Source organism: Streptomyces sp. 13-12-16, assembly GCF_002114215.1.
In the GTDB taxonomy this organism is placed as follows: Bacteria; Actinomycetota; Actinomycetes; order Streptomycetales; family Streptomycetaceae; genus Streptomyces.
In genome coordinates, this window is the sequence record NZ_NCTE01000148.1 from 1 (window position 1) to 15,131 (window position 15,131).

11 protein-coding genes are annotated in these 15,131 nt (G+C 71.1%); 4 read left to right on the forward strand and 7 right to left on the reverse strand.

The annotated features are described in order from the left end of the window. The 3 genes from pepN to B7767_RS06945 all read right to left on the reverse strand — a co-directional run. Positions 1-2,157: aminopeptidase N (pepN, locus tag B7767_RS06935; protein ID WP_085571367.1), on the reverse strand; the 2,157-nt coding region annotated here is incomplete at its 3' end. Positions 2,158-2,205: 48 nt separating this feature from the next. Continuing rightward, the gene (locus B7767_RS06940) at positions 2,206-2,748 is read right to left on the reverse strand and encodes a two-component system response regulator (protein WP_085571368.1); all 543 of its coding nucleotides are present in this window, start codon (positions 2,746-2,748) and stop codon (positions 2,206-2,208) included. A gap of 111 nt (positions 2,749-2,859) precedes the next feature. Next, positions 2,860-3,228, reverse strand: coding sequence for a chorismate mutase (locus B7767_RS06945; protein WP_085571369.1), 369 nt, complete (start codon positions 3,226-3,228; stop codon positions 2,860-2,862). Positions 3,229-3,309: 81 nt separating this feature from the next. On the opposite strand from B7767_RS06945, the gene B7767_RS06950 reads away from it, so the two are divergent. Further along, positions 3,310-4,206, forward strand: a complete 897-nt coding sequence (locus tag B7767_RS06950; protein WP_085571370.1) for a hypothetical protein — start codon at positions 3,310-3,312, stop codon at positions 4,204-4,206. An 85-nt stretch (positions 4,207-4,291) separates the two neighbouring features. On the opposite strand, the gene B7767_RS06955 is transcribed toward B7767_RS06950, so the two are convergent. Beyond that, positions 4,292-5,017: a VWA domain-containing protein gene (locus B7767_RS06955; RefSeq protein WP_085571371.1), complete on the reverse strand. Its 726-nt coding sequence runs from the start codon at positions 5,015-5,017 to the stop codon at positions 4,292-4,294. A 146-nt stretch (positions 5,018-5,163) separates the two neighbouring features. On the opposite strand from B7767_RS06955, the gene B7767_RS06960 reads away from it, so the two are divergent. Both B7767_RS06960 and B7767_RS06965 read left to right on the forward strand, forming a co-directional pair. Further along, a complete protein-coding gene (locus tag B7767_RS06960; protein ID WP_085571372.1) occupies positions 5,164-6,090 on the forward strand; it encodes a rhomboid family intramembrane serine protease in 927 nt (308 codons plus the stop codon). Then, entirely contained in the window at positions 6,087-6,992 is a 906-nt protein-coding gene (locus tag B7767_RS06965) for a chitosanase (protein ID WP_085571373.1), read from the forward strand. Before B7767_RS06960 ends, B7767_RS06965 begins: the two co-directional genes overlap by 4 nt. A gap of 121 nt (positions 6,993-7,113) precedes the next feature. Here the strand turns inward: B7767_RS06965 and B7767_RS06970 are convergent, their stop codons facing one another. The 3 genes from B7767_RS06970 to B7767_RS06980 form a co-directional block, all read right to left on the reverse strand. Continuing rightward, entirely contained in the window at positions 7,114-8,577 is a 1,464-nt protein-coding gene (locus B7767_RS06970) for a glutamate synthase subunit beta (protein ID WP_085571374.1), read from the reverse strand. Next, entirely contained in the window at positions 8,570-13,171 is a 4,602-nt protein-coding gene (gene gltB, locus B7767_RS06975; RefSeq protein WP_085571375.1) for a glutamate synthase large subunit, read from the reverse strand. The genes B7767_RS06970 and gltB overlap by 8 nt, the downstream gene beginning before the upstream one ends. A gap of 372 nt (positions 13,172-13,543) precedes the next feature. Further along, positions 13,544-14,275 (reverse strand): VIT1/CCC1 transporter family protein, encoded by a 732-nt coding sequence (locus B7767_RS06980; RefSeq protein ID WP_085571376.1) that lies wholly within the window; start codon positions 14,273-14,275, stop codon positions 13,544-13,546. A 259-nt stretch (positions 14,276-14,534) separates the two neighbouring features. Here B7767_RS06980 and B7767_RS06985 point away from each other — a divergent pair. Continuing rightward, on the forward strand, positions 14,535-15,131 hold a 597-nt coding region (locus B7767_RS06985; RefSeq protein WP_179167053.1), incomplete at its 3' end, for an ADP-ribosylglycohydrolase family protein.

Consider the following 15,131-nt stretch of genomic DNA (forward strand, 5'->3'; position numbering starts at 1 on the left):
GGCCTCGTCGGTGGCGCCGAGCACGGCGAGCCGGGCGAGGACCCGCCAGCGCAGCTCGGGGTCGAGCTCGGGGCCGCCGGGGACGGTGCCGTCGGCGAGCCAGGCGGCGATGGTGTCGGGGTGGGCGGCGGTGTCGATGCGGTGCCGCACGGCGATCAGCCGCAGACCGGGGTGGTCGCCGTCCTCGGTGCGCCGGATGAGGTCGCGGCACAGCTCGGTGAGGGTGGCCAGCGCGGCCGGCCGCCGGTCGGGGGTGAGGTAGCGGCCGGCGACGTGGACGGAGGCGAAGGCGAGGACGCCCTGGACGAGGGCGAGGTCGGTCTCGTGCGGGAGGTGGGCGCGGGCGATGTCCAGGAAGTCGCCGGCGGGCAGGTCGCCGTCGCGGACGGCGTCCCTGAGCGCGTTCCACACCACCGCGCGGGTGAGGGGGTCCGGCAGGCCGGACAGCCGGGCGCGCAGGGTGTCCAGGGAGTCGGCGTCGAAGCGGATCTTGGCGTAGGTGAGGTCGCCGTCGTTGAGGACGACGAGGGCGGGGCGGGTGCCGCCGGGACTGAAGGCGACGTTCTTGTGGGCGGGGAGGTCCGCCTCGAAGCGGTCGCGCAGGACGAGCCGGCCGGCGTCGTGGAGGTCGTGGTCGTAGACGCCGATGGCGATGCGGTGCGGGCGCTTGCTGCCGGCCGAGACGAGGGTGCCGGCGTGCTTCATCCCGGGGCGGTCCTTGTCGGGGTCGGGCGCCAGCTGGATCCCGGGGTCCCCCAGGTGACCGATGTCCAGGTGCCAGTAGACGTTGTCTCCGTTGCCCGGCTCGGGGACGAGGGTGTCGACGCCGGTGGTGCGCAGCCAGGCGTCGGCCCAGGCGTGGACGTCGCGTTCGGTGGCGGAGGCGAGGGAGTCGATGAAGTCGGCGAGCGTGGCGTTGGCGAACCGGTGCCGGGCGAAGTGGGTGTTGATGCCGGCGAGGAAGTCCTTCTCGCCGAGCCAGGCGACGAGCTGGCGCAGGGCGGAGGCGCCCTTGGCGTAGGAGATGCCGTCGAAGTTGAGCAGGGCGGAGGCGGTGTCCTCGACGTCCTTCGGCGCGACGGGGTGGGTGGAGGGCCGCTGGTCGGCGTCGTAGCCCCAGGGCTTGCGGGTGACCCCGAAGTCGGTCCAGGTGTCGGTGAAGCGGGTCGCCTCGGTGAGGGTCTGGTAGCCCATGTACTCGGCGAAGGACTCGTTCAGCCAGATGTCGTCCCACCACCTGAGGGTGACGAGGTCGCCGAACCACATGTGGGCCATCTCGTGGGCGATCACCATGGCGCGGGTCTGGCGCTCGGTGTCGGTGACGGCGGAACGGTAGACGAACTCGTCGCGGAAGGTGACCAGGCCGGGGTTCTCCATGGCGCCCGCGTTGAACTCGGGCACGAAGGCCTGGTCGTAGGAGTCGAAGGGGTAGGGCTCCTCGAACTTCTCGTGGTAGCGGTCGAAGCAGGCGCGGGTGATGTCGAGGAGTTCGTCGGCGTCCGCGTCGAGGTACGGGGCCAGCGAGCGGCGGCAGTGGATGCCGAAGGGCAGGCCGCGGTGCTCGGTGCGCACGGAGTGCCAGGGGCCGGCGGCGACGGCGACGAGGTAGGTGGAGATCAGCGGGGTGGGGGCGGCCCTCCACACGCCCTCGCCGGTGTGCTCGGTGACGCCGTTGGCGAGGACGGTCCAGTGCCGCGGGGCGGTGACGGTCAGCTCGAAGACGGCCTTGAGGTCGGGCTGGTCGAAGGCGGCGAAGACGCGCTGCACGTCGTCGAGGAAGAGCTGGGTGTAGACGTAGGTCTCGCCGTCGGTGGGGTCGGTGAAGCGGTGCATGCCCTCGCCGGTGCGGGAGTAGCGCATGCTCGCGTCGACGCGCAGCTCGTGCTCGCCGGCGGTGAGGTTCTTCAGCGGCAGCCGGTTGCCGTCGAGGGCGCCGGCGTCCAGGGGCTGTCCGTCGAGGGTGACGGAGCGCAGCTCGGCGGGCTTGAGCTCGACGAAGGTGTCCGCGTCGGTGCGGGCGCTGAACCTGATCAGGGTGCGGGAGTCGAACGTCTCGTCCCCGGTGGTCAGATCGAGTTCGATCGTGTAGCGGTGGACGTCGAGGAGCTGTGCTCGGTTCTGCGCTTCGTCGCGCGTCAGTACGGACATGCGGGCCATGCTGCCTGATGCGGTCGCCGAACCACAGGGGCGGATCGGGTACGCACCCTATGTCCGGTCTCGTTCGAGCTCCCCGGTGTGCGCCCCGGCGGGCCCTGAGGGCGGCGTGTGCGCGTGCGGGTGGGGCAGGGCGGGATGTCCGGGGGTGGGGTTGCGTTCCTCGAGCCGGGCGCGCAGGGCGCGTACCTCGCGTTCCAGGGCGAGCCGGCGCTGGTGCGCGTCGTAGAGATGACGGATCTTGGTACGCAACGCCCACGGGTCGACCGGTTTGGTGACGAGATCGGCTACGCCGAGGGCGTACGCGGCGGCGCCGAGCTGCGGGTCGCGGGCGAAGCCGGTGAGCAGGACGACGGGGATGAGCTGGGTCTGTTCCAGGCGCCGCATGTAGCGCACGACGTCGAGTCCGCCGGTGCCCGGCTGCCGGACGTCCAGGAGCAGCAGGCCGACGTTGCCGCGCAGCAGTTGCTTGAGGGCCTCGTCGCCACTGGTGGCCCGGCCCAGCAGGTGGCCCAGCGGGGCCAGGGCGCTCTCCAGGGCGTACAGGGTGTCCTCGTGGTCGTCGACGATGAGGATGCGGGCGTTCGGCGGCATGCGGCGCGTCCCTCCTCGCAAGGGACCGGATGGCTGTCCGGGGGCCGGCGGGTGGGGCTCGCCGGCCGACAAGGAGTGCACAGCGCAGCATGCTCCGCGCGGGCGGTTCTGTCACTCCCCGGGGGAGGATGTCGTGGTGCGGTTCGCCGAGGGCGTGGCGCCGCCCACGGTGTCCTCGGCGATGCGCTCGTGGTGGCGGATCACCTCGGCGATGATGAAGTTCAGGAACTTCTCCGCGAAGGCCGGGTCGAGTTTGGCGTTCTCGGCGAGGGCGCGCAGCCGGGTGATCTGGCGGGCCTCGCGGTCCGGGTCGGCGGGCGGCAGCTGGTGCTCGGCCTTGAGGCGGCCGACCTGCTGGGTGCACTTGAAGCGTTCGGCGAGCATGTGGACGACGGCCGCGTCGATGTTGTCGATGCTGTCGCGCAGCCGGGCGAGCTCCTCGCGGACGGCGTCGCCGGTGGCGGTGTTGCTGATGGTCATGGTGGGTCACACTACGGGGCGGGCACCGGCCGGGGCGGGCCCGTACAGTGGAACCGGGTTCAGGGCGTCCGGGGGTGAGACGTGGCGAACGGCGGACCGGTCGAGCACGGTTATCCGCACCTGGAGACGGTGCGGGCGGCCGTCACCGCGCTGTACCGGCGGCTGTCGTACGACACGGTCCGCACGTTCTCGGTGAGCGTGGCGCCGGCCGATGTGGCGTTCTGCGACACGGACGACCTCCATCTGGGGGCGCAGCGGGTGGCCCGCGAGCTGGTGCGGCACTACCGGCTGCCGGACGCCCGGCTGATCGTCGGGTTCCGCGGGATGACGCATGCGGCGAACGTGGAACTGACGGCCGGGCCGGAGTACTTCGTCGAGCTGAACGACCGGTTCCGGACGCATCGGCGGGACATCGGGGCGGCCCTGGCGCACGAGGTGGCGCATGTGTACCTGCACCGGCTGGACCTGTCGTTCCCGGGGACGCGGGAGAACGAGATCCTGACGGACACGGTGGCGACGTACCTGGGGGCGGGGTGGCTGCTGCTGGACGCGTTCCGTCAGGACGGGGCGTCGTCGCAGAAGCTGGGGTACCTCACTCCGGAGGAGTTCGGGTACGTGCTGGCGAAGCGGGCGCTGCTGTTCGGGGAGGATCCGTCGGTGTGGTTCACCAGTGCGCAGGCGTACACGGCGTACACGGAGGGGCTGGCGCTGGCGCGCCGGGACGAGCAGCAGCCTCCGCTGGTCTCCGCCGGGTGGGCCGGCCGCAGGCGGTACGCGCGGGACCGGCGGCACGCGGAGGACCGCCGCGTGTCCGCGGGGCGGCCGGACGTTCCGTACAGCTTCGCTCCGGCGGAGCACGGCTCCCTGCGGGTGGCGTTTCCGTGTCCCACGTGTCACCAGCGGATCCGTGTACCGGTACGCGGGCGCGTGCGGGCGCGGTGCGGGCTGTGCCGGACGGTGCTGGAGTGTGACACCTAGCGTTGTCGGGTGCGGGTGCGTGGGGGTTGATCGCGCCCGCGCGGCGGAGCCGCACATCGACACGGCCCCGCGCCCCTGTGGGGCGCTACTCCTCGCCCACGATTCCTTGTGCCCGTGCTGCCGCCAGCCACTTGGGGAATTCGCCCACCATGCGGTCGTACAGGTCCGTGTCCGTGACCCTGCTCGGGTTCTCGCCCGCGTGGAAGAAGCCCGCGTTGTCCACCACGCGCTTGGTCGGGACCGCCAGGTCGTCCAGCTTTCGCAGGTAGTCGAACTGTCTGCTGGTCGGGTCGCCGAAGCCGATGAACTGCCAGAACAAGGGGAGGCGGGCGGCCTTGCAGAGGTACTTCTCCGCGGCGAGTCTGTTGATGGGGCCGCCGTCGGTCTGGAAGACCACCAGGGCGGGGGCCGTGGAGCCGCTGTCCAGGTAGTGGTCGATGACCGCGTCCATCGCCAGGTGGTAGCTGGTCCTGCCCATGTGGCCGAGGCCGGACACGATCCGTTCGATCCGGCCCCGGTGGTCCGCGAGGGCGATGTCGGTGACGGCGTCGACGTCGGTGGAGAAGAAGACGACCGGCACGGTGCCGTCGTCGTCGAGGTGGGCCGACAGGCCCAGCACCCGGTCGGCGAGCGCCTGCACGCTGCCGTCCTTGTAGTACGGCTTCATCGAGCCGGAGTAGTCGACCACCAGGTAGACCGCGGCGCGCAGCCCGTCCAGACCGTGCTTGGCGAGGGACACCCCGGCGGTCTTGTAGAGGCCGGCCAGCGCGGGCGCCGTCTCCTCGACCTTGCTGAGACCGATCGCGGCCATACGGCTCCCCCCTCGTCACGGAACTGGCCCCGAGGGTACGGCACGTCACCACCCCATCATTCGCTCATTCCACCGGCGTTCGATATTTTGTTCGCCGCCGTCCCCACCGGCTCACTTCCGTCCCGTCCCTCCCGAGGAGCCGGCCCGTGGATTCCGAGTCCACCGTCACCACCTGCTACCGCCATCCCAAGGTGGAGTGCCACGTCCGCTGCACCCGCTGCGAGCGGTACATCTGCCCGGACTGCATGCGTGAGGCGGCCGTGGGCCACCAGTGCCCCGAGTGCGTGAAGGAGGGCGCGCGGTCGGTACGGCAGGCCCGCACCCTGGTGGGCGGCCGGGTCTCGACGGTGCCCGTCGTGACGTACGTGCTGATCGTCCTCAACGTGCTGGTGTACCTGGCGGAGCTGGCGCGGCCGGAGGTCGTGGACCGGTTCGCCATGGTGGGCGCGGGGCTGGTCGGGCCGGACGGCGGGCACTTCCTGTGGATCGACCCGTACCCCGCGGGCTTCAGTCCGGAGGGTCTGGTGGACGGGGAGTGGTACCGGCTGCTGACCGGCGCGTTCCTGCACCTGCCGCCCACCGAGGGCACGTTCGGGATCGCCCACATCGTGATGAACATGCTGGCGCTGTGGAATCTGGGCCGGCTGGTCGAGCCGATGCTGGGCCGGGTGCACTACCTCGCGCTGTATCTGCTGTCGGCGCTGGGCGGTTCGGTGCTGGTGCTGCTGATCGCGCCCGAGGACGCCGTGGTCGGCGCGTCCGGCGCGATCTTCGGGGTGGGGGCCGCGTACTACGTGATGGCCCGGCGCGTCGGGGCCGACATGAGCCAGGTCAACCGGTTCATGGCGGGGCTGCTGCTGTGGCTGGTGATCTCCGCGCTCGTCACGTCCTGGGAGGGGCACCTCGGCGGGCTGCTGGCGGGCGGCGCGGTGGCGCTGGCGTTCGCGTACGCCCCCAGGGACGGGCGGCGCACGGTCGTCCAGGTGGGAGCGTGCGTGGCGCTGGCGGTGGTGCTGGGGGTGGCCGCGGTGGTCAAGGTGTCCGAACTGACAGGTGGAGGTATCCCCCAGTGAAACGTGCCGGTGTGCTGTTCCTCGCGGCCGTTCCCGTGATCGCCACGGGGGTGTACTTCGTGATGCCGACGGACTCGGCGGACGCCCCGGCGTCCGCGCCTCCCGCGGCCACTGCCCAGTCGGCCCGCGAGGACGCCAAGGACCGGGCCGAGAGGGAGCGGAAGGAGGACGACGCGGTCATCGCCGGTCTGCCGCCGGGGCTGGCGGCCCCGGCGAAGAAGGAGCTCGCCCAGCGGCTGGTGGCGAGCGCCGAGCACTCGACCACCGACTGGCGCACCACCTACGGCGCCATCGAGGACGAGGGCGACGGCTGCGGCTACACGGCGGGCATCATCGGCTTCTGCACCGGCACCCACGACCTGCTCATGCTGGTCGAGGGCTACACCGAGGACCACCCGGACAACGGGCTGGCGTCCTACCTGCCCGCCCTGCGCGAGGTCGACGGCTCGGACTCCCACGAGGGCCTGGACCCCGGCTTTCCGGCCGCCTGGGAGGCGGAGGCGAAGGTGCCCGCCTTCCAGGAGGCGCAGGAGGCGGAGCGCGACCGCCTCTACTTCGAACCGGCGGTCCGGCTCGCCAAGCTGGACGGTCTCGGCACGCTGGGCCAGTTCGTCTACTTCGACGCGATGGTCTTCCACGGCCCCGACACCGACGCGGACGGCTTCTACGCCCTGCGCGAGCGCACCCTGAAGCAGGCGGAGACGCCCGCCGCGGGCGGCTCCGAGAAGAAGTACCTGAACGCCTTCCTCGACATCCGCCGCGAGGCCATGCTCACCCGGTACCCGGACGGTGAGACCTCCCGCGTCGACACGGCCCAGCGCCGGTTCCTGGAGGCCGGGAACCTGGGCCTGGACACCCCGCTGGTGTGGGAGATGTACGGGGACCACTACCGGCTCGGCTGAGTGTGCGAAGGCGCCTGCCCAGTCGTCCGGTCGGGGACTGAGGGCAGGCGCCTTCTGTGTTCCGTACGCCGTTGTACGGGACGTGTGCGAGGGACCGTCAGGTCACCTTGTGCACCGCTCGTCAGACCATCAGCGAGCGGTCCGTCGGGCGGATCGGGGCCGGCAGCTCGCTCGCCCCGGTGAGGAAGCGGTCGCAGCCGCGGGCGGCCGAGCGGCCCTCCGCGATCGCCCACACGATGAGCGACTGGCCGCGGCCGGCGTCACCGGCGACGAACACACCGGGCACGTTGGTCTGGAAGTCGGCGTCACGGGCGATGTTACCGCGTTCGTCGAGGTCCAGGCCGAACTGCTCGACCAGGCCGTTGTCCCGGTCGGTGCCGGTGAAGCCCATGGCGAGGGTGACGAGCTGGGCCGGGATCTTGCGCTCGGTGCCCGGCTTCGAGGTGAGCTTGCCGTCGACGAACTCGACCTCGCTCATGTGCAGCCACTGGACGTTGCCGTCCTCGTCGCCCTCGAAGTGGGTGGTGGAGACGGAGTAGATCCGCTCACCGCCCTCCTCGTGCGCGGACGTGACCTTGTACAGCATGGGGAAGGTCGGCCACGGCTGGGAGACCGGGTTCCGCTCCTCGTTCGGGCGGGGCATGATCTCCAGCTGGGTGACGGAGGCCGCGCCCTGGCGGTGGGCGGTGCCCACGCAGTCGGCGCCGGTGTCACCGCCGCCGATCACCACGACGTGCTTGCCCTCGGCCGAGATCGGCGGGGCGACGTAGTCGCCCTCCTGCACCTTGTTGGCCAGCGGCAGGTACTCCATGGCCTGGTGGATGCCCTTGAGGTCGCGGCCCGGCACCGGCAGGTCGCGGGCGGTCGTCGCGCCGACGGCGAGGACCACGGCGTCGTACCGCTTGCGCAGCGCGGTGGCCGGCATGTCGCGGCCGATCTCCACGCCCGTGCGGAACTTGGTGCCCTCCGCGCGCATCTGCTCGATACGGCGGTTGATGTGCCGCTTCTCCATCTTGAACTCGGGGATGCCGTAGCGCAGCAGGCCGCCGATGCGGTCGGCGCGCTCGTACACCGCGACCGTGTGGCCGGCCCGGGTGAGCTGCTGGGCGGCGGCCAGGCCCGCCGGTCCCGAGCCGACGACCGCGACGGTCTTGCCGGAGAGGCGCTCGGGGATCCGCGGGGCGACGTCACCGGTCTCCCACGCCTTGTCGATGATCGAGACCTCGACGTTCTTGATGGTGACCGGCGGCTGGTTGATGCCGAGCACGCACGCCGACTCGCACGGGGCCGGGCACAGACGGCCGGTGAACTCCGGGAAGTTGTTGGTGGCGTGCAGCCGCTCGGAGGCGGCGCCCCAGTCCTCGCGGTAGGCGTAGTCGTTCCACTCGGGGATGAGGTTCCCCAGCGGACAGCCGTTGTGGCAGAACGGGATGCCGCAGTCCATGCACCGGCTGGCCTGCTTGCTGATGATCGGCAGCAGGGAACCGGGGACGTAGACCTCGTTCCAGTCCTTCTTGCGCTCCTCGACCGGACGGGACCTGGCGACCTCGCGGCCGTGGTTCAGAAAGCCCTTCGGGTCAGCCATTGATCGCCGCCTCCATCATCTTCTCGGTGATCTCGGTCTCGGAGAGACCTGCTCGCTCGGCGGCGTCCTTGGCGGCGAGCACTGCCTTGTACGTGCTGGGGATGATCTTGCTGAAGCGCTGGACGGCGGTGTCCCAGTCGGCGAGCAGCTTCTCGGCGACGGTGGAGCCCGTCTCCTCCTGGTGGCGGCGGACCACGTCGTGCAGCCACTGCTTGTCGGCGTCGTCCAGGGCGCCCACGGCGTCCAGGTTGCCGGCGTTGACGTTGTTCCGGTCGAGGTCGATGACGTAGGCGATGCCGCCGGACATGCCGGCCGCGAAGTTGCGCCCCGTCTCGCCGAGGACGACCGCGTGACCGCCGGTCATGTACTCGCAGCCGTGGTCGCCCACGCCCTCGGAGACGACCGTCGCGCCGGAGTTGCGGACGCAGAACCGCTCGCCGGTCCGGCCGCGCAGGAACAGCTCGCCGCCGGTCGCGCCGTACGCGATCGTGTTGCCCGCGATGGTCGAGTACTCGGCGAGGTGGTCGGCCGCGCGGTCCGGGCGGACCACGATCCGGCCGCCGGACAGGCCCTTGCCGACGTAGTCGTTGGCGTCGCCCTCCAGGCGCAGCGTGACGCCGCGCGGGACGAAGGCGCCGAAGGACTGGCCGGCGGAGCCGGTGAAGGTGATGTCGATGGTGTCGTCGGGCAGGCCCGCACCGCCGAACTTCTTCGTCACCTCGTGGCCGAGCATGGTGCCGACCGTGCGGTTGATGTTGCGGATGGCGACCTGGGCGCGCACCGGCTGGGCGTCCTCGGCGCCGGACGCGGCGAGGGCGTCGGCGGCGAGCTTGATCAGCTCGTTGTCGAGCGCCTTCTCCAGGCCGTGGTCCTGGGCGACGACCTGGTGGCGGACGGCGCCCTCGGGCAGCTCGGGCACGTGGAACAGCGGGGCCAGCTCCAGACCCTGCGCCTTCCAGTGGTTCACCGCGCGGGTCACGTCGAGGACCTCGGCGTGGCCGACGGCCTCCTCGATGGAGCGGAAGCCCAGCTCGGCGAGGAGCTCGCGGACCTCCTCGGCGATGAACTGGAAGAAGTTCACGACGTACTCGGCCTTGCCGGAGAACCGGTCCCGCAGGACCGGGTTCTGGGTGGCGATGCCGACCGGGCAGGTGTCCAGGTGGCAGACGCGCATCATCACGCAGCCGGAGACGACCAGCGGGGCGGTGGCGAAGCCGAACTCCTCGGCGCCGAGCAGCGCGGCGATGACCACGTCACGGCCGGTCTTGAGCTGACCGTCGGTCTGCACGACGATCCGGTCGCGCAGGCCGTTGAGCAGCAGGGTCTGCTGGGTCTCGGCGAGGCCGAGCTCCCAGGGGCCGCCGGCGTGCTTCAGCGACGTCAGCGGGGAGGCACCGGTGCCGCCGTCGTGACCGGAGATCAGGACGACGTCCGCGTGTGCCTTGGAGACGCCCGCGGCGACGGTGCCGACGCCGACCTCGGAGACCAGCTTGACGTGAATGCGCGCCTGGGGGTTGGCGTTCTTCAGGTCGTGGATGAGCTGGGCGAGGTCCTCGATGGAGTAGATGTCGTGGTGCGGCGGCGGGGAGATGAGCCCCACGCCCGGCGTCGAGTGCCGGGTCTTCGCGACCCACGGGTAGACCTTGTGGCCCGGGAGCTGGCCGCCCTCGCCGGGCTTGGCGCCCTGGGCCATCTTGATCTGGATGTCGTCGGAGTTGACCAGGTACTCGGAGGTCACGCCGAAGCGGCCGGAGGCGACCTGCTTGATGGACGACCGGCGGGCCGGGTCGTACAGCCGCTCCGGGTCCTCGCCGCCCTCACCGGTGTTGGACTTGCCGCCGAGCTGGTTCATGGCGATGGCGAGCGTCTCGTGCGCCTCGCGGGAGATGGAGCCGTACGACATGGCGCCGGTGGAGAACCGCTTGACGATCTCGGAGACCGGCTCGACCTCGTCGACCGGGATCGGCTGCCGGTCGGAGGTGAAGCCGAACAGGCCGCGGAGCGTCATCAGGCGCTCGGACTGCTCGTTCACCCGCTCGGTGTACTTCTTGAAGATGTCGTAGCGGCCGGAGCGCGTGGAGTGCTGGAGGCGGAAGACCGTCTCCGGGTCGAACAGGTGCGGCTCGCCCTCGCGGCGCCACTGGTACTCGCCGCCGATCTCCAGCGTGCGGTGCGCGGGGGCGATGCCGGAGGCGGGGTAGGCCTTGGCGTGGCGGGCGGCGACCTCCTGGGCGACGACGTCGATGCCGACGCCGCCGATCTTGGTGGCGGTGCCGTTGAAGTACTTCTCCACGAAGGCGTCCTCCAGGCCGACGGCCTCGAAGACCTGGGCGCCGCGGTAGGAGGCGACCGTGGAGATGCCCATCTTGGACATGACCTTCAGGACGCCCTTGCCGAGGGCGTGGATCAGGTTGCGGATGGCCTTCTCGGCCTCGATGCCCGGCAGGAAGGTGCCCGCGCGGACCAGGTCCTCGACGGACTCCATCGCCAGGTACGGGTTGACGGCGGCGGCGCCGTAGCCGATGAGCAGGGCGACGTGGTGGACCTCGCGGACGTCACCGGCCTCGACCAGCAGCCCCACCTGGGTGCGCTGCTTGGTGCGGATGAGGTGGTGGTGGACGGCCGCGGTGAGCAGCAGCGACGGGATCGGCGCGTGCTCGGCGTCGGAGTGCCGGTCGGACAGGACGATCAGCCGGGCGCCGTTCTCTATGGCGGCGTCGGCCTCGGCGCAGATGTCCTCGATGCGTTCGGCGAGCGCGTCACCGCCGCCGGACACCCGGTACAGGCCGGAGAGGGTCGCGGCCTTGAAGCCGGGCATGTCGCCGTCGGCGTTGATGTGGATGAGCTTGGCCAGCTCGTCGTTGTCGATCACCGGGAAGGGCAGGACGACGCTGCGGCAGGAGGCCGCGGTCGGCTCCAGCAGGTTGCCCGACGGGCCCAGCGGGGAGCGCAGGGAGGTGACCAGTTCCTCGCGGATCGCGTCCAGCGGAGGGTTGGTGACCTGCGCGAAGAGCTGGGTGAAGTAGTCGAAGAGCAGGCGCGGGCGCTCGCTCAGCGCGGCGATCGGCGAGTCGGTGCCCATCGAGCCGATCGGCTCGGCGCCGGCCTTGGCCATCGGCGCGATCAGGACCCGCAGCTCCTCCTCGGTGTAGCCGAAGGTCTGCTGGCGGCGGGTGACCGAGGCGTGGGTGTGCACGATGTGCTCGCGCTCGGGCAGGTCGGGCAGCTCGATCTCGCCGGCCTCGAGCCACTCCGCGTAGGGGTGCTCGGCGGCGAGCCCGTCCTTGATCTCGTCGTCCTCGATGATGCGGTGCTCGGCGGTGTCCACCAGGAACATCCGGCCGGGCTGGAGGCGGCCCTTGCGGACGACCTTCGCCGGGTCGATGTCGAGGACGCCGACCTCGGAGCCGAGGACGACCAGACCGTCGTCGGTGACCCAGTAGCGGCCGGGGCGCAGACCGTTGCGGTCGAGCACGGCGCCGACCTGGGTGCCGTCGGTGAAGGTGACGCAGGCGGGGCCGTCCCAGGGCTCCATCATCGTGGAGTGGTACTGGTAGAAGGCGCGCCGGGCCGGGTCCATGGAGTCGTGGTTCTCCCACGCCTCCGGGATCATCATCAGCACGGAGTGCGGCAGCGAACGCCCGCCCAGGTGCAGCAGTTCGAGGACCTCGTCGAAGGAGGCGGAGTCCGAGGCGTCGGGCGTACAGACCGGGAAGATGCGCTCGAGGTTCTTGTCCTCGCCCCCGAACAGGTCCGAGACGAGCTGGGACTCGCGGGCGCGCATCCAGTTGCGGTTGCCCTTGACGGTGTTGATCTCACCGTTGTGCGCGACGAAGCGGTACGGGTGCGCGAGCGGCCACGACGGGAAGGTGTTCGTGGAGAACCGGGAGTGCACCAGCGCGATCGCGGAGCCGAAGCGGCGGTCGGACAGGTCCGGGAAGAAGGGCTCGAGCTGGCCGGTGGTCAGCATGCCCTTGTAGACGATGGTCCGCGCGGAGAGCGACGGGAAGTAGACGCCCACCTCGCGCTCGGCGCGCTTGCGCAGCACGAACGCCTTGCGGTCGAGGTCGAGGCCCTTGAGCTCACCGGCGGTGACGAAGATCTGCCGGAAGACCGGCATCGTCGAGCGGGCGGTGGCGCCGAGCAGTTCGGGCGCGACCGGCACCTCGCGCCAGCCGAGGACGGTCAGGCCCTCGGCGGCGGCGATCTCCTCGATGCGGGCGACGACGGCGTCGGCGCCGTCCTCCGGGAGGAAGGCGATGCCGACCGCGTAGCCGCCGGCCTCGGGCAGCTCGAATCCGGCCACCTCGCGGAAGAAGGTGTCCGGGACCTGGGAGAGGATTCCGGCGCCGTCGCCGGAGTCCGGCTCGGAACCGGTGGCACCGCGGTGTTCGAGGTTGCGCAGGACCGTGAGGGCCTGGTCCACCAGGGTGTGGGACGCCTCGCCGGTGAGGGTGGCGACGAAGCCGACGCCGCAGGCGTCGTGCTCGTTGCGGGGGTCGTACATACCCTGCGCAGCAGGGCGAGCATCCATGAACGACCAGTTCAGGCGGTCGTTCGTGGAATGCTGGGACGGCTGGCGCGGCGTACGCATCGGCTCTCCCGTCGTCGTCATGTGGCATGTGCAAGGTGCCGAGGGACGACGTTGGCCCTCTGCGTGGTGCGAAATTTCGTGCAGGTTACATGATGGAGCGGTTCTCGGAAACCGGGATAATCCGTTCCAACATGCGGACACCACATGGGTCGCGGTGAGGTTCCGCGCCTGATGGTGGAAGCTATGGGGACCGGTCGGACAGATCGATGTCCATCGTGGTCCGATGGCGGGAAAGAGCTCCTTCGCCCGACCCGCGGGGCACGCCGTCGGCCTCTTTGCCCACAGCGCTTACGGCTCATGCCCATTGGTCATGCGGCCGAAACCAGCAAGTTACGACTACTTATGCGGCCCAACGCATAAGTGCGAGTCGCATTATCCTACGGCCGTTCCGAACAGCGTGCCCAGGGCGTACGTCACACCGGCCGCCGCGCCACCGAGGGCGAGCTGTCGCAGGCCGCTGTACCACCAGGTCCGCGCCGTCACCTTGGCCACCACCGCACCGCACAGGAAGAGCCCGAGCAGCGCCAGCAGCACGGCGGGCCACAGGCTGCTCGCGCCGAGCAGGTACGGCAGTACGGGAAGCAGGGCACCCAGCGCGAAGGAGCCGAAACTGGACACGGCGGCGACGGTGGGCGAGGGCAGGTCGGAGGGGTCGATGCCGAGTTCCTCGCGGGCATGGATCTCCAGCGCCTGCTCGGGGTCCCTGGAGAGCTGCCGGGCGACCTCGCGGGCCAGCTCGGGCTCGACACCGCGGGCCTGGTAGAGCGCGGCGAGCTCGGCCTCCTCGTCCTTGGGGTGCTTGCGCAGCTCACGCCGCTCGACGTCGAGCTCGGCCTCGACCAGCTCGCGCTGGGAGGCGACGGAGGTGTACTCGCCGGCCGCCATGGAGAAGGCGCCGGCGGCCAGACCGGCGAGGCCGGTGAGCACGACGGTCTGCTGACCGACCGAGCCGCCGGCGACACCGGTCATCAGGGCGAGGTTGGAGACCAGTCCGTCCATCGCGCCGAAGACCGCGGGGCGCAGCCAGCCGCCGTTCACGTCCCGGTGCGTGTGGTTGTCGCGGTGCGCCTCGTGCAGCGTCGCCTCGGTCTCGATGATGGCCATACCTGTGTCCCCCACAGTCTTCTTTGGACAAGTTCTATTCTTCGACAACACCCAACGTACGCCTCCTCATTCCGTCCCGCCAGCAAGGAAAGGCTGGGCTAACCTGCGGTTTTGCGGGTTTCGCTCGTTTGTGTAGATGGACGCGCAGATGTCGACCGGGTGACGCTGGGGCCGGTGAGGCTGCGCCGGGCACCGAGTCGGGGACAGATGCGCAAAGGGCTCCGCGCCTCTCGGGGCGCACCTGAGAGGAGAGCCGCGCATGGCATCGACCGCCCGCATCCCCTCTGTCCCGGCTGCTCCGGCCGCTCCGGCCGCTCCGGCCGGCCCGATACCCGGGGGTGGCCTCGGGCGCCGTGAGCGGGCGCGCGGCGCGCTGCTCGGCCTGGCCGTCGGTGACGCGCTGGGCGCCCCGGCCGAGAACATGAAGCCCTCCGAGATCCGCGCGCGGTGGGGCCGCATCACGGGATACGTGACGGACCACCCGGCGGGCACGGACGACACCGAGTACGCGATCTTCTCCGGCCTGCTGCTGGCCCGGCACGGCTCCGCGCTCACCCCCGTGCATGTCGAGACCGCCTGGCACGAGTGGATCGCGGACCGCGCGGAGGGCCCCTTCCGGGGCGCCGGCTTCAGCGAGCGCGGCACGCTGGAGAACCTTCGCCGGGGGCTGGCGGCGCCGATCTCCGCCCAGCACCGGCACGCCTGGAGCGACGGGCTGGCGATGCGGGCGGCGCCCCACGGGGTGTTCGCGGCCGGCCGTCCCGACGAGGCGGCCCGGCTGGCGGCGATCGACGGTTCGGTCAGCCACGACGGCGAGGGCATCTACGGCGGCCAGGCGGTCGCGGCGGGCGTCGCG